Annotated in this window: 19 protein-coding genes; 9 read left to right on the forward strand and 10 right to left on the reverse strand. The window is 38.5% G+C overall.

Annotated elements, in window-relative coordinates; translation table 11 throughout:
* The 10 genes from BLS38_RS04220 to BLS38_RS04265 all read right to left on the reverse strand — a co-directional run bounded on the left by BLS38_RS04220 (nt 1) and on the right by BLS38_RS04265 (nt 14,982).
* Nucleotides 1-750: a YebC/PmpR family DNA-binding transcriptional regulator gene (locus BLS38_RS04220; RefSeq protein ID WP_092747091.1), complete on the reverse strand. Its 750-nt coding sequence runs from the start codon at nt 748-750 to the stop codon at nt 1-3.
* A gap of 167 nt (nt 751-917) precedes the next feature.
* Nucleotides 918-4,061 carry an efflux RND transporter permease subunit gene (locus BLS38_RS04225; protein WP_092747092.1) on the reverse strand — a complete coding sequence of 1,048 codons (3,144 nt, stop codon included), beginning with the start codon at nt 4,059-4,061 and terminating at the stop codon, nt 918-920.
* Nucleotides 4,051-5,295 (reverse strand): efflux RND transporter periplasmic adaptor subunit, encoded by a 1,245-nt coding sequence (locus tag BLS38_RS04230; RefSeq protein WP_092747093.1) that lies wholly within the window; start codon nt 5,293-5,295, stop codon nt 4,051-4,053. The genes BLS38_RS04225 and BLS38_RS04230 overlap by 11 nt, the downstream gene beginning before the upstream one ends.
* 4 nt (nt 5,296-5,299) lie before the next feature.
* Complete coding sequence (locus BLS38_RS04235) at nt 5,300-6,655, reverse strand: TolC family protein (RefSeq protein ID WP_092747094.1); 1,356 nt, start codon at nt 6,653-6,655, stop codon at nt 5,300-5,302.
* Between the two features lie 58 nt (nt 6,656-6,713).
* Nucleotides 6,714-7,031, reverse strand: a complete 318-nt coding sequence (locus BLS38_RS04240; protein ID WP_143230104.1) for a hypothetical protein — start codon at nt 7,029-7,031, stop codon at nt 6,714-6,716.
* A gap of 134 nt (nt 7,032-7,165) precedes the next feature.
* Entirely contained in the window at nt 7,166-7,948 is a 783-nt protein-coding gene (locus BLS38_RS04245) for an amino acid ABC transporter ATP-binding protein (RefSeq protein WP_092747096.1), read from the reverse strand.
* Nucleotide 7,949: 1 nt separating this feature from the next.
* A complete protein-coding gene (locus BLS38_RS04250; protein WP_092747097.1) occupies nt 7,950-8,846 on the reverse strand; it encodes an amino acid ABC transporter permease in 897 nt (298 codons plus the stop codon).
* A 9-nt stretch (nt 8,847-8,855) separates the two neighbouring features.
* Nucleotides 8,856-9,836 carry an ABC transporter substrate-binding protein gene (locus BLS38_RS04255; protein ID WP_092747098.1) on the reverse strand — a complete coding sequence of 327 codons (981 nt, stop codon included), beginning with the start codon at nt 9,834-9,836 and terminating at the stop codon, nt 8,856-8,858.
* A 75-nt stretch (nt 9,837-9,911) separates the two neighbouring features.
* Nucleotides 9,912-12,323, reverse strand: a complete 2,412-nt coding sequence (locus BLS38_RS04260) for a TonB-dependent receptor plug domain-containing protein (protein WP_092747099.1) — start codon at nt 12,321-12,323, stop codon at nt 9,912-9,914.
* Nucleotides 12,324-12,717: 394 nt separating this feature from the next.
* Nucleotides 12,718-14,982: an ATP-binding cassette domain-containing protein gene (locus tag BLS38_RS04265; protein WP_092747100.1), complete on the reverse strand. Its 2,265-nt coding sequence runs from the start codon at nt 14,980-14,982 to the stop codon at nt 12,718-12,720.
* 146 nt (nt 14,983-15,128) lie between these two features.
* Here BLS38_RS04265 and BLS38_RS04270 point away from each other — a divergent pair, with 146 nt between their 5' ends.
* The 9 genes from BLS38_RS04270 (at nt 15,129) to BLS38_RS04310 (ending at nt 23,482) form a co-directional block, all read left to right on the forward strand.
* The gene (locus tag BLS38_RS04270) at nt 15,129-15,671 is read left to right on the forward strand and encodes a transglycosylase SLT domain-containing protein (RefSeq protein WP_244518169.1); all 543 of its coding nucleotides are present in this window, start codon (nt 15,129-15,131) and stop codon (nt 15,669-15,671) included.
* 110 nt (nt 15,672-15,781) lie between these two features.
* The gene (locus tag BLS38_RS04275) at nt 15,782-16,804 is read left to right on the forward strand and encodes a LacI family DNA-binding transcriptional regulator (protein ID WP_092747102.1); all 1,023 of its coding nucleotides are present in this window, start codon (nt 15,782-15,784) and stop codon (nt 16,802-16,804) included.
* Nucleotides 16,801-17,808: an ABC transporter substrate-binding protein gene (locus BLS38_RS04280; protein WP_092747103.1), complete on the forward strand. Its 1,008-nt coding sequence runs from the start codon at nt 16,801-16,803 to the stop codon at nt 17,806-17,808. Before BLS38_RS04275 ends, BLS38_RS04280 begins: the two co-directional genes overlap by 4 nt.
* On the forward strand, nt 17,808-18,647 hold the full coding sequence (locus BLS38_RS04285) for an ABC transporter permease (protein ID WP_092747104.1): 840 nt from the start codon (nt 17,808-17,810) through the stop codon (nt 18,645-18,647). The genes BLS38_RS04280 and BLS38_RS04285 overlap by 1 nt, the downstream gene beginning before the upstream one ends.
* On the forward strand, nt 18,644-19,444 hold the full coding sequence (locus BLS38_RS04290; protein ID WP_092747105.1) for an ABC transporter permease: 801 nt from the start codon (nt 18,644-18,646) through the stop codon (nt 19,442-19,444). Before BLS38_RS04285 ends, BLS38_RS04290 begins: the two co-directional genes overlap by 4 nt.
* Nucleotides 19,441-20,415, forward strand: a complete 975-nt coding sequence (locus tag BLS38_RS04295; RefSeq protein ID WP_092747106.1) for an ABC transporter ATP-binding protein — start codon at nt 19,441-19,443, stop codon at nt 20,413-20,415. Before BLS38_RS04290 ends, BLS38_RS04295 begins: the two co-directional genes overlap by 4 nt.
* Nucleotides 20,416-20,426: 11 nt before the next feature.
* Entirely contained in the window at nt 20,427-21,257 is an 831-nt protein-coding gene (locus BLS38_RS04300; protein WP_092747107.1) for a phosphodiesterase, read from the forward strand.
* A 106-nt stretch (nt 21,258-21,363) separates the two neighbouring features.
* Nucleotides 21,364-22,353: a bile acid:sodium symporter family protein gene (locus tag BLS38_RS04305; RefSeq protein WP_092747108.1), complete on the forward strand. Its 990-nt coding sequence runs from the start codon at nt 21,364-21,366 to the stop codon at nt 22,351-22,353.
* 115 nt (nt 22,354-22,468) lie between these two features.
* A complete protein-coding gene (locus tag BLS38_RS04310; protein WP_092747109.1) occupies nt 22,469-23,482 on the forward strand; it encodes a sulfate ABC transporter substrate-binding protein in 1,014 nt (337 codons plus the stop codon).
* Nucleotides 23,483-23,498 lie beyond the last annotated feature (16 nt).

Genomic DNA, 23,498 nt, shown 5'->3' on the forward strand with positions numbered 1-23,498 from the left:
TTAAGCATCAAGCTGTTCTAAAATATGATCTGGAATATCTACATTCGTATAAACGTTTTGTACATCGTCCAAGTCATCAAACATATCAATCATTTTTAAAATCATTTTTGCTTGATCAATATCCGTAATTTCAGCTTTCGTTGATGGACTCATTACCACTTCAGCATTGTCAGATTTTAAACCCGCAGCACTTAGCGCATCTTGCACATCACCAAAACTTTCTGGTGTTGTAATCACTAAAATACCATCTTCTGCGACTTCAATATCTTCAGCACCTGCTTCTAGCGCTGCTTCCATAATTTGATCTTCTAAAGAGACATCTTCAAAAGAAATTTCACCACGTTTGGTAAATAAATACGCAACTGAACCCGATGTGCCCAAGTTACCGTTGGTCTTACTAAAGCAATGACGTACATCAGGTACAGTACGGTTTAAGTTATCCGTCATGGTTTCAACCAAGACTGCTACACCACCTACGCCATAACCTTCGTAAGTCACTTCTTTTAAATCATCATTGTCTTCACCGCCTGCACCACGAGCAATAGCACGGTTAATGGTGTCACGTGTCATATTTACAGACAACGCTTTTTCAACCACAGCACGTAAACGTGGATTCGCTTGTGGCTCTGGTCCACCAAGCTTTGCAGCTGTAACTAACTCACGAATATATTTGGTAAAAACTTTACCACGACTTGCATCTTGTTTTGCTTTACGATGCTTAATATTGGCCCACTTAGAATGACCTGCCATGCAAAATGCTCCTAAAAGATTGGACGTATGCCATATCAAAAGACGCGCAATTCTAACATAAGGCACAATTTTAAAAAAATGGCCTTTACAACTTTTATATCGTAAAGACCACTTTTAACATCAATAAATTGTCTAAATACCGACAAAATCTTAGTTTTCAGCTTAGGTTAATTCTTTAATTGATTAAGCCAACGGTAAACTACAGGCAACACAATTAGCGTGAGTAATGTAGAGGACACAATCCCCCCAATCACAACAGTGGCTAAAGGTTGCTGTACTTCGGCACCTGTACCCGTTGCAATGGCCATTGGAATAAAACCAAAAGACGCTACACATGCAGTCATGAGTACAGGACGTAAGCGTAAAATAGCCCCTTGCCATGTGGCATAAACAATATCATGTGTTTGACGTAGCTCTTTAATGAAACTAAGCATTACCAAACCATTGAGCACAGCAACACCCGATAACGCAATGAAACCAACACCTGCAGACATAGACAGTGGAATATCACGAAGCCATAAAGCAATCACACCACCTGACAATGCAAAAGGTACGCCCATAAACACAAGTAAGCTTTCTTGTATTCGGCCAAAGACTGCCATTAACAGTGCAAATATAAGAATTAAAGCAATAGGTACGACAATTTGCATACGCTGTGTGGCAGATTGTAAGTTTTCAAATTGACCACCGTAACTCATCCAATACCCTGTAGGGAGTTTAGTTGTAGATAAACGGCTTTGTACTTCTTCAACAAATGAGCCCAAATCACGGTCACGCACATTTGCTGAAACAACAATACGGCGTTTACCATCTTCACGGCTAATTTGGCTTGCGGCCAATACTTCATTCACTATTGCAACATCTTTTAGGGCAACCAAACCACCATTTGGTAACTGTATAGGCAGATTTTTTAATTGCTCTGGGCTTTGCATACTCGGATTTAAACGTACAACAAAATCAAAACGGCGGTCACCTTGTAAAATTTGTCCTACAGACTGGCCACCTACACTTAAAGCCACTAAATCTTGTATATGCTTCACAGACAAACCATATTGAGCAGCTTGTTGGTGATTCACCTCTACATTCAGCATTGGTAAACCTTGTGTCTGCTCTACTTTAACTTCACTGGCACCTGAAATACTTTTGAGCTGTTTTTCAATTTTTTGTGCTTCTTGTACCAAAACATCTAAGTCATCACCAAAAATTTTCACCCCTATATCGCTACGTATGCCTGAAATCAGTTCGTTAAAACGTAGTTCAATTGGTTGTGAAAACTCATTGGCATTCCCTGCAATTTGATTAACATCTGCCATCATACGCTCACGTAATTCAGCAATACTCTCTTTGGGATTTGGCCATTCTTTACTTGGTTTTAACAATACAATACTGTCTGAGATATTGGGTGGCATCACATCTGTTGCAACTTCAGCTGTACCTGTTCTTGCAAAAACAGCTTTAATCTCAGGGAATTTTTTCAATAAGTGCTGCTCTACTTTTTCTTGCATCAGTAGAGATTGTTCAATCCCCGTACTCGGTGCACGCATAAATTGGATTGCAAAGTCACCTTCTCCAAGTTTTGGGGTAAACTCACTACCCATTTTTACAAAGAGCATGCCTGTAATACACAATATTGAAATCACACCCACCAATAAAACACGCTTATACGCATAGCAAAGGTCTAAACTACGCGCATATTTGGTTTTGATAAATTGCATCCAACGACTTTCTTTTTCTTGCACTTTGCCCGTCACGCATAACGCCACCATAGCAGGTACAAAAGTCACCGATAAAATAATCGCTCCGATTAATGCAAGCACAACTGTCATTGCCATTGGGTGAAATAACTTTGCCTCTACACCAGTCAAAGCAAAAATTGGAATATAGACCACCATAATAATGAGCTGACCAAAAATCAATGGTCTACGTGCTTGCTGAGCAGCTAAAAAGACTTCGGTAAAACGCTCTGACTGAGTGAGCAATCGACCTTTTTGATGCTGTGCTGTGGCCAAACGCCGTATACAGTTTTCTACAATTACCACGGCACCATCAACAATAATGCCAAAATCGAGTGCACCTAAACTCATTAAGTTGGCACTAATTTTTTGCTCTGCCATACCCGTTAAAGTAAATAGCATCGACAGTGGAATCACACAGGCAGTAATTAAAGCTGCACGTAAATTGCCTAAAAAAATAAATAAAATGGCAATTACTAAAATTGCACCTTCAATTAAGTTTTTAGCCACTGTTTTAATGGCTTTGTCCACTAAACTGGTTCGGTCATATACGGTATCAATCACGACACCCTCAGGTAAAGTTCCCTGAATTTCCTGTACTTTTTGATGTATCTTTTGAGCAACGCTACGGCTATTTTCTCCCATCATCATCATGGCAATGCCTAGGACAGTTTCTTGCCCGTTATAGGTTGCACCACCCGTGCGTAAATCATGCCCTATAGCAACAGATGCCACATCTGCAACACGTACAGCAATACCTTGCTTTTGCTCAACCATAATATTTTCAATATCATTAAGACGATTGATGGTATTAGGGACACGTACCGTTAACTGTTGACCATTTTGCTCAATAAATCCTGCACCACGGTTTTCATTGCTCACTTCAAGTGCTTGCAATAACGTATCTAAAGAAATATTGAGTTGCTGTAACCGCTGTAAGTTTGGTGAAACAATATATGTTTTGTTATAACCACCAATACTATTAATTTCAGCAACGCCTGCAACACGTTGTAATTGTGGACGTACAATCCAGTCTTGAATTTCTCTAAGATCTAGTGGAGTGTAGGCTTGCCCATCTGCTTTTTTAGCATTAGGTTCAGCACGAACCACCCACTGATAAATCTCGCCTAATCCTGTAGAAATAGGTGACATTTCAGGTTCAACAGACTTAGGCATTTCTGCACGGACTTGCTGTAAACGCTCGTTAATCAGTTGTCTTGCCCAATAAATGTCTGTGCCATCTTTAAATACAACAGTCACTTGTGATAAACCATAACGTGAGACTGAGCGTGTCTGCTGTAAGTTAGGTAAACCAGACATGGCTGTTTCAATTGGATAAGTAATTCTTTGTTCTGTTTCTAGTGCTGTAAACCCTTTGGCTGAACTATTAATTTGCACCTGCACGTTGGTGATATCAGGTACAGCATCTATCGATAGTTTTTGGTAACTAAAAATTCCAACTGCAATCCAAAGAAAAGTAAACAGCACCACCCATAGAGCATGTTTAATCGAAGCTTGTATAATTCGGTCAAATAGCCCTTGTGGCTGAGGTAAGCCTTGATCTTGTTTAGTGTGCATGGCCAGCCTCTGATTTTTCTAATTCAGACTTCAGTACAAAGCTACCTTGGGTCACATAACGCTGTTTTTGCGTTAAACCAGATTTCACTTCGACCCACTTTTCATCACTTGATGTTGCACCAACAGTCACAGGTTGTGGTGTAAATTGTAGTTGTCCTTGTTGTTCTTTCACGACAAAAACAACCATTTGACCATCGACCTGTTGTAAGGCAGATTTAGCAATACGAGGAACCACAACATTGTCATCATTACTTGCCAACCATACATTGACCATCACATTTGGTTTTAACAAGCTAGACTGATCTACAATTTCTGCTTGAATCTTCAATTGCCCTGTTGTGGTATCTGCCTCAGGCAATATACGCTTAACCACAGCTTGAGCAACTTGATCTGATTGTAATAACTGAACATTGATTTTTTGCTGTGCTTGAACAACCACTTGATTTGGCAAAATAAACTCAAGCCATAAACGCCCTGTTTGATCAATGGTGACGAGCTGATCTGACATTTGTACATACTCACCCACCACCAAATCTTTTTTGGACACCACACCATCTATAGGTGATGCAATGGCGTAACGTCCTTGCGCATGTGCACGTAGGCCAAGTGCTTTAAACTTACTTTGTAATGCTTGCACTTCAATTTCAGCACGTCTAAATGCATTTTGTGCACGCAAATAATCTTGTTTGGCAGAAATTCCTTGATCAAATAACGTCTTTTCACGTAAATAATCTTGTTTTGCCAAAGCAAGGTTTTGCACTGCAATATCTAAATTTGCCTGTTGTTCTATCAAATCTGGCGCATAAATTGTCGCTAAAATTTGACCTTTTTTAACATTCTGACCTAATACCACATTAACCTGTTCAACACGTCCTGCATAACCCGATGAAATATGCGCCTGTTGGTCAAGATTACTCATAATTTTCGCAGGATAACGCTGTGTAGCACTCACATTGCCCTGTTCAACTTCAGCGAATTGAATACCTTGTGCTGTTGCTTGGGCAGAGGTCAGATGAATTTTTTCTTTTGCTTCCTCATGCTCACCTTCTTCCTCTGTATGTGCATGCTCCTCCTCACCCGCTGTTTTAGCTTCTTTTTCAGCATGTTCGTGGCCTTTTTCTTCGTCTTGTGCATGTGTATCTGACTTAAAAAATAAACCCAGTGCAATACATGCAGTCACAATCACAACAACCAAAACCCATAGCCACTCTTTACGTTTTTTTTGTATATTCATTGTCTTACTCTCCACCAACTACAGGTAAATTAGTGCTGTTACGCCAAACTGTTTGATTTAAATCACTTACTGCATTTGTATTAGAAATTTGCTCAAAAGAAATACCCAACAATACTGCTTTTTGTTGTAAGTACTTGCTCCATAACTGCTTTTTCATTTGCAATGCATGTAACTGATATTGCTTTAACGCTGTAGTCGCCAGTTGTACATCGGTCACGGTATATTTACCTGCCATGAAACCCAGTGATGTTTTTTCTTTAATTGAGCTCACTAGGGGGATTTGTTGTTGCATAATCTGCTGATACTGCACATATAACATGTCATATTCAGCTTCAATCGTACTACTGCTTAAGGCAGTACGATGTTGATAGCGTGATTGCGCTTCAACAACACCTTGCATTTTTATCTTTTCAATCTGTTGGCGATATTGCTGACGTTGAAAAATAGCCAAGGGAATTTCCAAACCAACTCGAACTTGTTGATCTTTGACTTTAGATTCAGCATCTTGGCTAGACACCATACCCAAACTGACTGTTGGCATCGGTTTTGCCTGTGCTTTTAAATAAGCAAGTTGTGCCTCAGATTGACGATTTTGTAATTGCATTAGACTGACATTCACATTACTTTTAGAATTCATACTCTGTTGTTCAAGTAATGAATTTTGAGTTAAATGCGCTAAGTTAGACAATTCATAATCTGTCGTATTTTCACCCCACAGATGAGAGAGTTGACGTTTCATTACTTGCAATGCTTGGGCTTGCTGTGCGTAAGTTGCTTGTAAATCTAAATGCTGTACATTTACCCGCTCTACATCTAATTGAGCAATTGAGCCTGCTTTAAAACGTTGTTTAGTTGCATCTAAATTATCTTGACTCATCTGTAACTGTTGTTTCAACAATGCAACTTCTTGGCTCAATAAATGTAATTGCACCCAAAAATACTCTAAAGCCAATGCTTGTTGTTGCTGCGTGCTTTTTTCTAACAATACCAATTGTTCAGCCTGTAGCATCACTACATCAGCAGCTTTACGGCGTACTGAAAATACATCTATGGGTTGTGAAATCGAGACTTCTAACTCTTGCTCTTGTGTATTTTTCAATCCTGTTTGTTGCACAGTTAATATTGGATTCTGCCAACTCAATTGGTGCTTACGCTCTAACTGCAATATCTCTTTTTGCTGTTGCCAAACCTTTTGTGTTTGCTGATAAGCGGTCACTTTCTCATTGAGTTCATTTAAACTTAAATTCGCTTGTGATGATATTGCAATCGAAAGTAAAGCACAGCCTGTACTGACCCGTATGCACTGTGACAAAACAGCAGGCGTCATTTGGCGACGATGTTTGAATATAAAATTGAACATGAAATGCCCCGTATAAAATAAGATTTATGACGGTGGGCAATTTTTTGGCTACCCCACCTTATAGCGGGGCAAGTATCGGAGGGGGTGAATTAAACGCTAAATCTGGTGACTGGTATAAGTTATTCCAATCTGTTTTTTGCATAACAGAAATATAGTTATGGGCGATTGGCTGTAACTCTTGGTCTAGTTGTGACAACATAATGGGGTTCAGCGAGGGTAAATGGTCACTGTGGTCATGTTGTTCTGAGGTTGTTAATGCATCGAGCTGTATATGCAATGTACTATGACGCTCAGTCACTACATGGTGCCCAAAATGTGGACGCTCTACTACAGCGATAGTATTTTTATTTTCATGTAAGCACAGAGCTGCAGCCACATTCCAAACACTTTGGAGTAGCAAGAAGCAACTAAGAAACACAAAAAATACCGATTTCGCCTTCACAGCAACAACCATTAATAAGACATTAAGAATCAAAGCACATTACAGCTTAAAGATCAATCATAAATTCATCAAATGACTTTAGATAAAAAGCTCTGTGTACGTTGTTGTTGTGGATTGTTCAATACAGCATCTGCACTACCGTGCTCGATGACAACGCCTTTATCCATAAATACCACATAATCAGCCACTTCTTTTGCAAAACCAATTTCATGGGTGACCACAACCATCGTTTTACCCAACTTTGCCAGCTGCTTAATCACAGCCAGTACTTCACCTACTAACTCGGGGTCTAATGCAGAGGTCGGTTCATCAAATAAAATAACTTTAGGATCAAGTGCTAATGTGCGAGCAATCGCTACACGTTGTTGTTGGCCGCCAGACAATTGTTGTGGCCAAGCATCTATTTTTTCCTCTAACCCCACACTTCGTAGCAATTGTTTTGCACGTTCAACCGCTTCTGCTTTGGTTATTTTCTGATGTGCAAGTGGTGCTTCAATAATATTTTGTAGTACGGTTAAATGTGGGAAAAGATTAAAGTTCTGAAATACATAACCCACATGTATACGTTGTTTTAAAATATCTTTTTCTTTCAGCTCATACAACGTATCATTTTTCAGACGATAACCCATAAAATCATCATCAATTTTGATGACACCTTCATCTGCTTTTTCTAAATGATTCATGGTTCGAAGTAAGGTGGTTTTTCCAGAACCTGATGGACCTAAAATTACAGTCACTGAACCTGCAGGAATTTCTAAGCTAACATCTTTGAGTGCGTAATCGGCACCAAATTTTTTAGAAATCTTCTGAATTGAAATATGCCCAATGGCCTGTTTTATTTCTTGTGTCATTTCATCTCCCCCACTTTGATCTTAAAATATGGAATAACCCTTTAAAACCAGTATTGCGTTTTTGTGCTCTAGAGAGTTTAGACTCAATCGCATATTGAATAACAGAGAACACACTAGTGATAATGGTATACCAAACAGCCGCAACCATAAGTAAAGGAATAATTTGCTGATTACGGTTATATACCATCTGTACTGTATAAAATAGTTCAGGCATAGCAAGTACATAAACTATTGCTGTACCTTTAGACAAACTAATACACTCATTGACCAGCGCAGGTAAAATACTACGAATGGCTTGTGGAAAAATAATACGGTATGTTCGATGCCACCAAGACAAGCCCAATGCAGATGATGCCTCAAATTGGCCTTTGTCTACCGCTAAAATACCACCACGAATAATTTCAGCCGTATATGCACTTTGTACAATTGCAAGCCCAATAAGTGCTGTTGTAAATTGATCTAATGCATTAATGGTTTTATAGCTTGCAAATACAACTTCTGTAAAAGGTATAGCAATCGCAATTTTTTCATACAAATATGAAAAGTTATATAAAACAATCAAAACCACCAGTAATGGCACTGAACGAAATAACCAAATGTAAAACCATGCCACGCTCTGTACAAGCCAAGATGATGACAAACGCATCATGGCTAAAATACCACCTAAAAAAAAGCTCAACAACATAGCGGCAAACGTCAGCTTTAAGGTCAAATACAATCCGCTAATTACTGCAGGGTCAAAAAACCACAAACGAAAAACAGACCATTCCCATTTGGAATTAAAAAATACAGATTCTAGTAAAATTAAAATCAGTAATATAGCGACAGCACTACCAATATAGCGCATAGGATGACGGGCTTTCACGACCCGATAAGGTAACTGCGAGTTTTGATCCATAATAATAACCTACTCTCCAAAACCTGATGGGTTAATTTCAGAGTGTTCTAATATTTCATTGGCCAGCCCCCAACGTGCGAGAACAGCATGCATTTTTCCATTTTTAATATTGCTATTGACTGCAATTTGTATGGCTTGATCGAGTCCAGCACCTTTTTTTAAGGTTACAGCAATATCTGCTGTTTTAGGCCATCCACCATTTAAGTAACCCACTCGTTTAATATTGGCACCATTTTCCATACGCCAAGTGCCCGATGGATTAGGTACGAAATACACATCAGCCCGCCCAGATTCTATTGCTAAAATTGCCATGGCTTTATCTTCAAAGTACACAGGCGTGGTAGGTGCTAAACCATTTTTTTTGTTTTCATCTATCCAACCCAGTAAAATTTTTTCTTGATTTGTACCAGCCCCTACAATCACACGTTGACCTGCAACATCTTTTGCTTCAGAGATATGCTGAATAGGGCTATCTTTAGCCACAAATAAACCCAAACTATCTTTTCTATAGGTTACAAAATCAAAGCGTTCTTTTCTGGGTTTACTCACCGAAATATTAATTAAAGCTGCATCATATTTACCTGAGTTAATACCCAATGGCCAATCTTCCCAAGATGTCGGCACAAGTTTTAATTGCAATCCCAATGTTTCTGCAATTAACCGTGCAACATCAACCTCTATGCCTATTGGTGTTTTATTATCCAAGGCAAGAGTTGTAATGGGTGGTGAATTTCCTGCAATCACAGCCACTGTAAAATAACCTGAATTAACAAGATGATAATTTACAGGAATTTTAGCAACAGCCGCTTGATCTATTGCACCATGAATTGGAATTGTATTACGTGCTAACAACTCTCGCATCGGCTTTGGCATGGTGAGTATGGTTGCATTTGAAACCGAAGAGTCACTATTTTGATGGGGTTCACAACCCACCAATATTATACTTACGCACAAACCCAGCAGTGTTAAAGCTCGATTACTAAAGGACATCTTTTTTATATCCTACAAATGTAAAAACATGCATGTACCTATATATAGGTACATGCATGTTTTAATAAAGAAAACTTACCAGTGATAATTTACACGCGTGTAATAAAACGCACCGTTGGCACCAAATGGTGAGAACAAGCTGTATTGAATACTACCACCCGTAGAACTTGCAGTGGTACGGTCTTTATCTGGATAAACATTGGTAATGTTGTCACCACCCACTTCAAATTTCCAATTGCCCGTCTTGTATGATAATGCCAAATCAAGTAGCCATTTTGCAGAGTACTTTTGATCTAGACTTGGACTCGTATTGCTATATGACACAAAACTTCCGTAACGTGTCACATTCGTACTAATACCCCAGTTTCCTAAAGTATAGTCATTGGTAATGGTCAATTTATGTTTTGGTGTACTGCCCGCCAAAATACCATACTGCTCACGGCGATCGATACGGTTTAAGTTCACACCTAACGCATTCAAAATGGCAGGATTGGCACGAATTTTTGTTACTTTGTTTTCATTGTAGTTATATGCAACCGAGGTATTTAACTGACCATATGGTAAGTTATTCCATGCATAATTCGCGACTAAATCTAAGCCTTTGGTACGTGTATCTGCCGCATTATTAAAGAAACGTACCGTATCAAAGTTAATATTGCTAATACCATTGGCTGCTAAATAAGATTTAACGGTAGCACTGCTGGCACTAATATTTGACGACAAACTAATACGGTTTTTAATATCAATTAAGTACGCATCAAACGTGAGGTAAAAATTATCCGCCGGTGTTAATACAAAACCTAAGCTATAATCACGAGATGTCTCAGGCTTTAAATCTTCTGCACCGAGTAACCGTGCCACTTGTGATGTCGTTGAGAACGTACCCGCTTCAACAATACTTTGGTTCACAAGTTGTGATGATGTCTGCGTATAATTTGACTGTGCTAAGCTAGGTACACGAAAGCCTGAAGAGAAATTACCACGAAATGCGATCGTTGGATTGACTGCATAACGTAGTGATAACGCACCATTGTCTGCATGACCAAAGTCATTATAATACTCATGGCGATACGCTAAAGAGCCAGATAGTTTTTCTGTAATACTTGCATCTAAATCTAAATAAGCCGCAATATTATCTCGTGACCATTTGCCTGCATCGACATCTCTAAAACCAGCTAAGCCCGAAGAGCCTGTTTTATAATACGAATTCGGATCACCTGCTTTAATTTGGTAGTTTTGGTTTAAATATTGCGCACCTGTAGAAAATGTCAGCGGGCCGCTTAAACCTTTAATATCAAAATCACGAGATAAATCTAAGTTAATAACAGTTTGATCATTAATCAGTGCGCCGTTATAAAAACGTGTTGGCGTATAGCCAAAGTCTTTATACGTACTTACGTTAATGGTATCTGTACGCACTTGGTATTTGTTACGACCAAAATCTGCAGACACATCATAACGCCAATCTGCAAGATCGCCTTTCACACCAACAACAGCTGCAAGATCTTCAGATTGACCAAAAATAAGTGGCAAATAACCATTTGGATACAATGCTAAAATATTACTACTTGAAGTACTTAAACGATAAAATGCAGCAGATTCAGCATCTTTACGGCTGTATGTTGCAAAACCATACAAGGTTGCGTTGTCTGATAAATCGTATTCACTATTTAAAGCAATTTTCACACTTTCTTGTTTAGGATCGCCGTAACGGAACGTACGTTGGCCATACGTGGTTGCTTTAGGGTCACGACTATCTGTTCCTGCTCGGTTGGTACTGTCATCACCTTCCAATTCACCAGCAAAAGTTACAAAACCTTTGCCTTGTAAACTTGTACCACCAGAAACATAAGTTTGTTTTTGTTCACCATCGCCTTCACTATACTTACCGTAACGTACACCAACATCACCATGTTTAGTGTCTGTTTTTAGAATAATATTAATTACACCTGCGATCGCATCTGAACCATAACGTGCAGATGCACCATCTTTAAGTACTTCAATACGGCTAACAGCAGACATTGGAATCGCATTTAAATCTGTTGGTGATGAACCACGACCAATTGTTCCACCCATATTAATAAAAGCGCTGGTATGACGGCGTTTACCATTGACTAAAACCAACACTTGATCAGGAGATAAGCCCTTTAGCTGTGCTGGTCGCACAAACTCGGTACCGTCTGCAACTGAAGGTCTTGGAAAGTTAATTGAAGGAATAAGCTTAGATAATGCTGTACCTAACTCACTGCTACCTGTACGTTTTTGTAATTCGTCTGCAGTCACAACGTCAATTGGTTGCGAAGACTGAGTGGCTGATCGGTTTACTTTACGTGTACCAGTTACAATAATTGCACTTAAAGCTTGTACTTTGTTTTCTGTACTGGCTGGTGCAGTGTTATTTTCTTCTGCATGCACCACAGGATACAGACTGCTGGCAACAAGCAATGTCAAAAGTTTGACTTGAAACTTATTATTCATATTAGACATATCCCTAACTTAATGTATGTTTATGTTACAAACACTATATTTTATGTAAATCAAGTTTTACAACTATGTTTATTTAAAAAATAGATATTGTTTTAGTATCAGTGTTTTAAATTGTACGTTATCAGATCGCCCTTAACATACTTTTCATTTTATAGCGTCACACAAAAGTAATCTAAGTTATTATTTTAACTCAACTTAACATAGTAATTTATACAAAATATGTACTAGCATCAAGTATTATTGCTTTTATTTCTTCATAAATTATATTCATTAATACAAAAAATAGTTTATAAAAAAACATGAGGCATGCATTACATTAACATGACTGTATGTTCTTTTTATATACAAAGTTAAATCACTTATTCACTACACACATACATAGAAGCAACTTTTGTTACTTATTTCCCATTAAATAATGACTCAAGTAAGTCGCTGTTAGTGAAATCTGTGGTTTCTCTAATAACATTTGGACTGTACCTACAAACATAACCTGTCCCCCTTGTTCTCCTGCATCTGGCCCAATATCAATCACCCAATCTGCTTGAGCAATCAAATCTAAATTATGTTCAATCAAAATTAAAGTATTGCCTTCATCTACAATATAATTTAAAAGCTGTAATAACTTTTCTGTATCTGATGGATGCAAGCCCGTACTAGGTTCATCTAACACCAAAATATGGTCACGTTGACCAAGCTCTTTACTGAGCTTTAAGCGCTGACGCTCCCCACCTGAAAATGTATTTAAACGCTGACCTAATGCTAAATAATCTAAGCCTAAGCGTATTAAGCGTTGTAACTTTTGTTGAATTTTATCTTGTGTGAAAAAGTGTTGTGCTTCTGATACTGTCATGGCTAAAACTTGGGTAATATTTTTGCCTTGATACATATACTCCAAAACTTCTTTTTTATAGCCTGTGCCCTGACAAACTTCACACGTCAACTCAATATTATCTAAAAATGCCAGTTCAATTTTTTCAATGCCTAAACCATGACAATGTGGGCATGCACCTTCACTATTGTAGCTAAACAACTTCATACTCACTTGATTTTGTTCGGCAAATAATTTTCTAACATCATCTGATAAATCTAAGAAAGTTAACAAATTAGAGCGTACACTGGCCATAATCGCAGACTGATCAATCACTTTTGCATGCGGATACTGCTGTGGTAATACCTGTGTCATTAATGTACTTTTCCCAGACCCCGCAACGCCCGTGACTACAGTTAAACAATGTATAGGAATATCAACTGTGATATTTTTTAAATTAAAAATATTAGCATCTTTCACAGTCATCACTTGTTGGAATGTTCTCGCTTGCTTTTTAAAATGTCGAGGCTGTGAGAAGTACTGTCCTGTTACGCCTTGTGAAAGTGCCAATCCTGCAAAATTTCCCTGATAGACCAACTGACCGCCATGTACACCAGATTTTGGACCAATATCAATTACTTGATCTGCGATTTTAATCAATTCTGGGTCATGTTCAACCAACAATACGGTATTGCCTTTATCTCTAATTTTTTCAATCATATGCGCAATATTTTCTACATCTCTTGGATGCAAACCTACGCTGGGTTCATCAAAAATATAAAGTAAGTCAACCAAGCTATTACCTAAATGTTTGACCATTTTAATACGTTGCCCTTCACCACCAGATAACGTATTACTAGTACGGTCTAAACTTAAATAGCTTAACCCTACCAAATCCAGCATATCTAATTTATGCACAATTTCATCGAGTAAAATTTGATACTTTGGTGCATTCATCGTACCAATAAAGTCATGTAACTTGGTGACTGAAAGTGCTGTACACTGTGCAATATTTAAACCCTGAATGGTGCAACTGAGCGATTTAGTATTTAAACGTTGCCCATGGCATTCAGAACATGCTTTTACTTCAATAATGTCATCAAGTCTCGCTTTGTAACGATTTCTTTCTTGGGCTTGTCCTTTCATAAAATTGCGTTCAAATCGAGTAATTAAACCTTCATATAGCGCTGTTTTTTTCCACTGTGCTGTTGGATTTTTCGGTTTATGTTGTTTGGCATTGAGTAAAATATCCCATTCTTTAGTGCTATAGTCTTTTAGCTTTTTATCTAAATCAAAGTATCCAGAATCTGCATAACGTAGCCAACGCCACGCATTCGGCTGATACGTTGGAAATGAAATTGCCCCTTCATTTAATGATTTGTTTTGATCTAAAATTTTATAAATGTTCAGTGTTTGTTCAAAACCTGTTCCCTCACAGCGTAAGCACATACCACTGGGGTGATTAAACGAAAATACTTGTGAGTATCCAACAAACGGCGTACCTACACGAGAAAATAACAACCTTAAACTGGCATAAATATCAGTCGCTGTTGCAACGGTTGAACGAATGCTTCCAGACAGTGGTTTTTGGTCAATAATCACCGGTACATTTAAGTTTTCAATACGGTCAACTTCTGCTTGTGGCGCACTTTGCAAACGATTTCGAGTAAATGTGTCATAGGTTTCATTGATTTGACGCTGTGCTTCAGCTCCAATCGTTTCAAACACCAAAGAGGACTTTCCAGAGCCAGAAACTCCTGTAAAGACTACAATTTGATTTTTAGGAATTTGCAAAGAAATATTTTTCAAATTGTTTTGTCGTGCACCATAAATATTGATTGTTTTTATCATGGCGTATTCACCTACTTTTCTATTAAATAAATTGTCTGATTAATATACAAAAAGTAAAACACATAAATACTTTTATTTACATAACATCAACATGATGCCTTTCATAAAAAACTAACATGACATATCTATTGTTTGAGTCAGCACTTATGTCAGTACATTCTTTTTTTAAAATTTTTATATTAATAATGACTGGCCTACTCAGCGCATGCTCAACCCTTGGACCACATGGTGGTTCAGTACAACAAAGATCTGCCAAACTGTCTACTGCATTGCAACGTGCTTACCATGTACCCTATGATAAAGCGAATGCCGTTTCTCCATTAATTATTCAATCCGCTGACCAATATCATGTGCCTGCAGAACTAATTGCAGCCACGATTCGACAAGAATCTAATTATCGCAGTCAGCTTAGGTCTACTGGTGGCGCGATTGGCCTTGCACAAATTATACCTAGCTATTGGTCAAATACATGTCCGGGTAACTTATATGATGATCGTGTAAATATTTACTGTAATGCTTATATTCTAGCGCAATACAAAACTCTTTCTGGTTCTTGGTTTAAAGCTTCTGCCTATTATAACGTGGGCCCTACAGGCTATAGCTCTAGTTTTTTCACACGTCATAAAGCAAAAAAGTATGCTCGTTCTGTTAGACACTACAAAAAGCAGTTGAAACAAGCCTTGCCATAAGACTATTGTGCTACTTGTGAAACCAAAGTATCATTAAACAGTCACAGAAGTGTCATATTCTATTTGTTATGATACTCAGCAATGAGATCGTTCTCATTTGAGTAATTATTATGAGTAATCTAGTTCAAATATCTAAAATTGCTGGTGTTTCTAGAGCAACTGTTGCAAGGGCATTTTCATCCCCTGAGCAAGTAAAACTCGAAACACGAGAAAGAATATACCAAGTCGCAAAAACACTTGGTTTTAGACCAAATTATGCAGCACGTCAGCTGAGAACTCAAAGTAGTAAAATGTTAGGCGTTATGCTCCCTACGCTTGACAACCCAATTTTTAGTGGGCAACTAGAAGCCATGGAAAAAATGGCCAGAGAGCATGATTACTCTTTATTGGTGGCAACCACTGAATACGACCCTCAGTCAGAGCTTGAAGTCTTGGAAAACATGCTTAGACAACGTGTTGATGGCCTCATTTTAACCGTTGCTAACGCACAACAAAGTGATTGTTTAAATAAAATCAAACAAGAATCAATACCTACTGTTCTCACCCATAACCCTGTCGAAAACACAGATTTTATTACAATTAGTATAGACAACTATGCTGCAATGTATGATGCAACACAACGCCTCATTCAATATGGTCACAATAATATTGCCATGATCACTGGACCTTTTTTTCAATCAGATCGTTCCGCTTTACGCTACCAAGGCTATGCCGATGCAATGACAGCAGCTGGTTTAACAGCTCTGCCAGTCGTTGAAATGCAAAGTCATACCCAAGTACAAATCGATACTTTGTTGCCTCTTTTAAAACAAAATATAACTGCTTTATTGTGCTCAAATGATCTTTTAGCGCTCAGCAGTATTGGTAACCTACAACGCTTAGGCTATTTAGTTCCAGAGCATATTTCTGTCGTTGGTTTTGATGGTATTGCTCTTGGTAAAACGCTTTATCCCGCTTTGTCATCTGTGGCACAACCACGAGAGCTTTTGGGGTGGCTCTCAGTAAAAACACTGTTACAGATGATTTCTGGTCAGACCGTTACATCACAAACCCTATGTACTCAATTTAACCTAGAGGAAAGCATGTCAAATGCACCTCAAACAACATCTATTACTCATAAGGATATTTTATGAAAAAACAGCTTTTAAGTAGCATGCTGTGTGTTGCATCTGTATTGCCAACACTTGCATTCGCACAAAATAATACAGCGATTTGCTATAACTGCCCACCTGAATGGGCAAACTGGGGGGTGCAAATTCAAGCGATTGCCAAAGATACTGGCGTCGTTGTACCAGCAGATAATAAAAACTCAGGTCAAGCTTTAGCACAATTGGTGGCTGAAAAAGCAAGCCCTGTCGCAGACTTTACCTATTTAGGTATTACTTTTGGCATGCAAGCTGACCAAGCAGATGTATTGGCATCTTACAAACCTAAAGGTTGGGATAAAATTCCGAAAGATTTGAAAGATCCAAATGGGAAATGGGTTGCTGTACATTCGGGAACCATTGGTTTTATGGTCAATGTTGATGCATTAAACGGCGCACCTATTCCAAAAAGCTGGGATGATTTATTAAAACCTGAATATAAAGGCATGGTTGGTTATTTAGACCCATCAAGTGCATTTGTAGGCTATGCAGCAGCGACCGCAGTGAATATGGCCAAAGGCGGTACATTAAAAAACTTTGCTCCAGGTATTAATTACTTCAAAAAGCTCAGTGCGAACAAACCAATTGTACCAAAACAAACGGCGTATCCTCGTGTACTTTCGGGTGAAATTCCTATACTTATTGATTATGACTTTAATGCATACCGCGCTAAATACAAAGATAAAGCCAATGTTGTATTTGTCATTCCAAAAGAAGGCACAATTAAAGTACCGTATGTGATGGGGCTTGTTAAAAATGCACCACATAGTGAAAACGGTAAGAAAGTCCTCGACTATGTATTATCAGCTCGTGGACAAAAAATTTGGGCAGACAGCTGGTTAAGACCTGTTGATGAAAAAGCCATTTCACCTGCAGCCAAAGCACAATTTTTACCTGATAGTGAATACAAGCGTGCGCATACACTCAACTATAAAGAAATGGCAGACATCCAAAAAGACTTCTCACAGCAGTACTTGCGTGAGGTCAAATAATGAAATTTGGGTTTAAGCAAAATATTTTGCCAAAAACAGTATGGTTACTTATTCCCACCATGATTGCGTTTTGTGCATTTTGGCTTATTCCTTTTGGGTACCTAGTTGTTTTAGGTACCCTTCCCGACCAATCCAATCAAAAAATGGCATATTGGTCTGTAATTAGCCAACCACATTATTTAACAAGTTTTATTACCACATTTGTAATTTCTGCGTTAGTTGCAATCATTGCTGTACTTATTTCAACCACAATTGCTTACTTTTTAGCAAGACAACATTTTGTGGGTAAAAAGCTATTGCTGACACTACTCACCTTTCCAATCGCTTTTCCCGGTGCAGTGGTCGGCTTTTTTATCATTATGCTCGGTGGCCGTCAGGGTGTCTTTGCACAGCTGGGGCAAGCATTAGGTATGGGTAAAATTATTTTTGCATACAGTTTAGTTGGGCTGTTTTTGGGTTATCTTTATTTTTCTATTCCTCGCGTTATTATGACTTTAGTTGCTGCATGTGAAAAGATAGATATTCAACTCGAAGAAGCTGCACGTTCGCTGGGTGCAAGTCGTTGGCGTGTTGTAAAAGATGTCATTATTCCAAGCCTCTCTCCTGCGATTGTGTCAAGCATGGCCATTTGCTTTGCAACCAGTATTGGTGCTTTTGGAACTGCTTTTACTTTAGGCACAGACCTTAATGTTTTACCACTGACTATTTATGGTGAATTTACCAATTACGCAAATTTCACTGTTTCAGCGGCACTCTCTGTGCTCATGGGACTTATTTGTTGGTTCACTCTCATTATTACCCGAAAATTAACAGGCAACTCAGCTGGGAGTCTGCCATGAACCGTTATGTTATCTTCACATTACAATTAAGCCTAACCATTTGTGTTTGCCTGTTTTTACTTGTACCGATTGCAATGTCAATCTTAGCAAGTTTTACAGAAAACTATTTTATAGGTATTAAAAGTGGCTTTACTTTACGTTGGATTCAAGAAGTGTGGGCCATGTATGCCAACACATTTTGGCTCTCGCTCATTATTGCTTTAAGTTGTTTATGTATTACCATTGCTTTGGGCTTACCCACAGCATGGGCATTGCTGAAAAGCCCATCAAAAATTGCAACGTACATTGAAGAGTGCCTTATGCTACCTGTGGCTATTCCCGGTATGGCAACCGCACTTGGTCTATTACTCATTTATGGTAGTTTTCGTGAGTTCCGTGAAAGTTGGGCCTTTATTTTAGTGGGTCATGTACTGTTTACTTTACCTTTTATGGTGCGCTCTATTTTAGTCGTGATGAAATCCTCCCACCTACACACACTTGATGAAGCAGCAGCAAGTTTAGGTGCAAGCCCACGACAACGCTTTTTCAATGTCATTATTCCAAACTGTGTGACTGGCATACTTGCAGGTGCATTTGCTGTCATTACACTCTCGATTGGTGAATTTAATATTACATGGATGCTACATACACCCATGACTAAAACGCTACCTGTAGGACTTGCAGATAGCTATGCATCAATGCGATTAGAGGTAGGCTCTGCATATACTACCTTGTTTTTTGTCATGATTATTCCACTACTACTGACTTTACACTTTATTCGCCATTTGGTTAGCCCTTCAAGCGAGAAAAAAATATGACTCAAACTATCCATATTCGTTTACGTCAGTGTGCCAAAACATTTCAATCGAATAACCAAATACTGAGACCACTCGATTTAGACATTTTTGAGGGTGAAACATTAGTATTACTTGGGCCATCAGGTTGTGGTAAAACCACGACACTGCGTTTAATCAGTGGTTTAGAACAACCTGACCAAGGTGGAAAAATCTTTTTTAATGATGAAGATGTCACCCAACTTCCCATTGAAAAACGTCATCTAGGCATGGTTTTTCAGCATTATGCACTGTTTCCAAATTTCACTGTTGGTCAAAACGTCGCTTATGCACTTAAAATACAAAAACTTCCTGCTCATGAAATAAAAGCACGTGTAGAAGAAATGCTGAATATGGTTGATTTGGCAGGCTATCACGACCGCAACATTAATACCCTCTCTGGTGGTCAAAAACAACGCGTATCCTTAGCACGAGCCCTTGCAGCCCGACCGAAAATATTACTTTTTGATGAGCCACTAGCCGCACTTGATGTCAAACTAAAAGACAAACTACGCGAGGACATAAAAAAATTACTCAAGGATTTGGGAATTACTGCCATTTATGTCACACATGACCAACAAGAAGCCATGGCTTTAGGCGATCGTATTGCGGTTATGCAACATGGTCACATTGAACAAATTGGAACGGCAAAACAAATCTATCAACACCCTGAAACTGCTTTTGTCGCTCACTTTGTAGGAAGCACCAATCATATTCAAATCAATGACAAAATTTTATTTTGTCGCCCTGAAGACTTACTACTCAACCAACAAACATCAGCTTTTACACACGGTCAAATTAACCAAATTATCTTTTTAGGACAAACTCAAAAACTCATTGTCACCGATCAAAACAATCATACACTCACAATTACATGCTCACCCCATGAGCAATGGCATATTGGGCAACAGGTAAGCTTACATATTTCACCTGAACGACTATTTCACGCAATTTAGGAACATGTATTTTGAAAGACCAGTTTGTTATCGCACAAATTAGTGATTTACATATTAAAGCTCACAGTAAACTTTCTTATAAAAAAGTAGATACTTTACAAGCTTTTAAACACTGTATTACTTATTTGAATGAACTTACACCTCGACCAGATTTGGTCGCTATTACAGGTGACTTAACTGATTTTGGCCGTAGCGATGAATACGATGCCTTTAAAGAAGTGATTGCCTCACTCAAACTACCTTGGGTCGCGATTGCAGGCAACCATGACGACAGAACAAACCTTCGATCTGCATGTCAGGATCAACCATGGCTCCCACCAGAAAGTGTGTTTTTTAATTGGTCTATAGATCACCTGCCCATACAGATTATTGGTTTAGACTCCACTGTTCCGCAAAAGCCGTGGGGTGAATTTTGTGAAAAGCAACAACAGTGGTTAGAACACACTTTATCTCAGCATCCAAATAAGCCGACTGTACTCATGTTGCATCATCACCCATTTCTCAGTGGTATTGGGCACATGGATGCACAAAATTTACGTGGAATTACACGTTTAGAAAGTACGCTTAAGAAACACCCTCAGGTACAACGTGTATTATGTGGGCATTTACATCGTTTTATTACGACAACGCTTGCAGGGACGACTGTCTGTAGTGCACCCGGTACATCACACCAAGTCGCTGCTGATTTTCGTCTAGATGGTCCCGCACACTTTAGCTTAGAACCAGCAGGTATGTTATTACACCGTTGGCATATAGCACATGGTTTCACAACACATTACTTAAATATAGGTAATTACGGTCCAACTTACCCGTTTTATGATGCCAATGGTTTAATTGACTAAGTCGTATCAAAATGGGTGCAATATCTTGTTTAATATTCTTTTAATCCCTTGACTAGACAATCTAAGCCATATAAAAAACCACTTCTAGTCAAGAGAAAGATTAAAGATGATGAAATATTTGCCAGACCGATTTAGTTGCATGATTGTTGCCATGCTTATTCTTGCAACCATATTGCCAATACATGGTCAAGCAGCCTCTATATTTAATACTCTGACCAATTGTGCGATTGCATTGTTGTTTTTTTTACACGGCGCAAAGCTCTCTCGTGAAGCTATTTATGCAGGTATAACCCACTGGCGTTTACACCTAACAATTTTTGCAGCAACTTTTATTTTATTCCCAATACTTGGGCTAGCATTAAAACCAATACTCGAACCCATGCTTGGTCATCAACTATATTTAGGCATATTATACTTATGCTTATTGCCTTCGACCGTACAATCTTCTATTGCTTTTACTTCTATTGCACAAGGCAATGTACCCGCCGCTTTATGCAGTGCATCAGCATCGAACATTCTAGGTATGTTTATTACTCCCTGTTTGGTCGGGTTATTTTTAGTCACAGGTTCTTCTTCACAATCTTCTTTTTCGTTCAGTGCCGTACTCAATATTATAGGGCTATTGTTGGTACCCTTTGTTTTAGGCCAAATCTGTAGTAAGAAAATACGTCCAATATTACAACGCCAGCCCGCTAGAATTAAAATGGTTGATCAAGGTTCTATCTTAATGGTGGTCTATGCAGCCTTTAGCGAAGCAGTTATAGAAGGCGTTTGGACACAAGTATCTGCCGATCAGCTCATCTTATTGGTTATTATTTGTATAGTGCTACTCTTTGTTGCCATGCTTCTAATCTATTTTTCAAGCAAAAAACTTGGCTTCAATCGTGCTGACCAAATTACTATTTTATTTTGTGGTTCTAAAAAAACTTTAGCCAGTGGCGTACCTATGGCAAAAATTTTATTTGCAGGCCATGCTTTTGGTCTCATTATTTTACCTCTGATGCTATTTCACCAAATTCAGCTCATTACTTGCGGTATTTTAGCCAGCCGTTTTGCTCAACAAGCAGAGAAAAATACAAATCAACAGCAAAGCTAAAATCAATTATTCATTTAATTCATATAAACATGATTTTTTATTATTTTTTATGCTGAATAATTATAGGTATTCTTGCTATTCACCTCGCCATACTTAGCTACAGGGAAACAAGACTATGTCATTTAAGAAGATTAAAATAGCTGTTGTTGCAACTTTATTGAGTGCATCATCATACAGTATGGCTGCCAAAGACTTCTTAAATGTGTCTTACGACCCAACACGTGAGCTCTATACAGAAATTAATCAAGCTTATGGCCAGTACTGGAAACAACGTACAGGTGAAAGCATTAACTTCAAACAATCACATGGCGGTTCTGGTAAACAAGCACGTGCAGTGATTGATGGCTTAAATGCAGATGTCGTGACACTAGCACTGGCAGCAGATATTGATGCGATTGCAGAAAAAACAGGTAAACTGCCATTAAACTGGCAGTCACGCCTCCCACAAAACTCATCTCCATATACATCTACTATTGTTTTTTTAGTACGTAAAGGTAACCCTAAGCACATTAAAGATTGGAACGATTTAGTACGTCCAGACGTTGCCATTATTACACCAAACCCTAAAACCTCTGGTGGTGCACGTTGGAACTACTTGGCCGCATGGGCATGGGCAAAGCACCAACCTCAGGGTAATGACCAAACTGCGCAAACATTTGTCAGTAAAATTTATAAAAATACGAAAGTCTTAGACTCTGGTGCTCGTGGTGCAACAACCACCTTTGCAGAACGAGGTATTGGTGACGTACTGATCGCATGGGAAAATGAAGCATACCTAGCAACACGTGAACAGCCAGGAAAGTTTGACATCATTACTCCATCTTTGTCTATTTTAGCAGAGCCACCGGTCGCAGTTGTTGATGAAAATGTGAAAAAAGATGGAAATGCGCTCGTTGCTCAAGGTTATGTGAATTTCTTATATTCACCATGGGCACAAGACATTATTGCGAGAAACTTCTATCGCCCTCGTAACCCTGCTGTACTTAAACAATACAGTAGTACATTTAAGCCACTCACTTTAGTGACCATTGACCAAGAATTTGGTGGTTGGAAAAAAGTTCAAAAAACTCATTTTGAAAATGATGGGATTTTTGACCAAATCATTAAAGCCAATGCACAAAGCAAATAAAGATTCACTTCAACAC

Origin of the sequence: Acinetobacter boissieri, assembly GCF_900096955.1 — a bacterium.
In the GTDB taxonomy this organism is placed as follows: Bacteria; Pseudomonadota; Gammaproteobacteria; order Pseudomonadales; family Moraxellaceae; genus Acinetobacter; species Acinetobacter boissieri.

What these genes read in the sequence shown, in the direction of transcription:
- BLS38_RS04220 (WP_092747091.1), bottom strand. Translation starts at nt 750, where the DNA reads ATGGCAGGTCATTCTAAGTGGGCCAATATTAAGCATCGTAAAGCAAAA.
- BLS38_RS04225 (WP_092747092.1), bottom strand. Translation starts at nt 4,061, where the DNA reads ATGCACACTAAACAAGATCAAGGCTTACCTCAGCCACAAGGGCTATTT.
- BLS38_RS04230 (WP_092747093.1), bottom strand. Translation starts at nt 5,295, where the DNA reads ATGAATATACAAAAAAAACGTAAAGAGTGGCTATGGGTTTTGGTTGTT.
- BLS38_RS04235 (WP_092747094.1), bottom strand. Translation starts at nt 6,655, where the DNA reads ATGTTCAATTTTATATTCAAACATCGTCGCCAAATGACGCCTGCTGTT.
- BLS38_RS04245 (WP_092747096.1), bottom strand. Translation starts at nt 7,948, where the DNA reads ATGACACAAGAAATAAAACAGGCCATTGGGCATATTTCAATTCAGAAG.
- BLS38_RS04250 (WP_092747097.1), bottom strand. Translation starts at nt 8,846, where the DNA reads ATGGATCAAAACTCGCAGTTACCTTATCGGGTCGTGAAAGCCCGTCAT.
- BLS38_RS04255 (WP_092747098.1), bottom strand. Translation starts at nt 9,836, where the DNA reads ATGTCCTTTAGTAATCGAGCTTTAACACTGCTGGGTTTGTGCGTAAGT.
- BLS38_RS04260 (WP_092747099.1), bottom strand. Translation starts at nt 12,323, where the DNA reads ATGTCTAATATGAATAATAAGTTTCAAGTCAAACTTTTGACATTGCTT.
- BLS38_RS04265 (WP_092747100.1), bottom strand. Translation starts at nt 14,982, where the DNA reads ATGATAAAAACAATCAATATTTATGGTGCACGACAAAACAATTTGAAA.
- BLS38_RS04270 (WP_244518169.1), top strand. Translation starts at nt 15,129, where the DNA reads ATGTCAGTACATTCTTTTTTTAAAATTTTTATATTAATAATGACTGGC.
- BLS38_RS04275 (WP_092747102.1), top strand. Translation starts at nt 15,782, where the DNA reads ATGAGTAATCTAGTTCAAATATCTAAAATTGCTGGTGTTTCTAGAGCA.
- BLS38_RS04280 (WP_092747103.1), top strand. Translation starts at nt 16,801, where the DNA reads ATGAAAAAACAGCTTTTAAGTAGCATGCTGTGTGTTGCATCTGTATTG.
- BLS38_RS04285 (WP_092747104.1), top strand. Translation starts at nt 17,808, where the DNA reads ATGAAATTTGGGTTTAAGCAAAATATTTTGCCAAAAACAGTATGGTTA.
- BLS38_RS04290 (WP_092747105.1), top strand. Translation starts at nt 18,644, where the DNA reads ATGAACCGTTATGTTATCTTCACATTACAATTAAGCCTAACCATTTGT.
- BLS38_RS04295 (WP_092747106.1), top strand. Translation starts at nt 19,441, where the DNA reads ATGACTCAAACTATCCATATTCGTTTACGTCAGTGTGCCAAAACATTT.
- BLS38_RS04305 (WP_092747108.1), top strand. Translation starts at nt 21,364, where the DNA reads ATGATGAAATATTTGCCAGACCGATTTAGTTGCATGATTGTTGCCATG.
- BLS38_RS04310 (WP_092747109.1), top strand. Translation starts at nt 22,469, where the DNA reads ATGTCATTTAAGAAGATTAAAATAGCTGTTGTTGCAACTTTATTGAGT.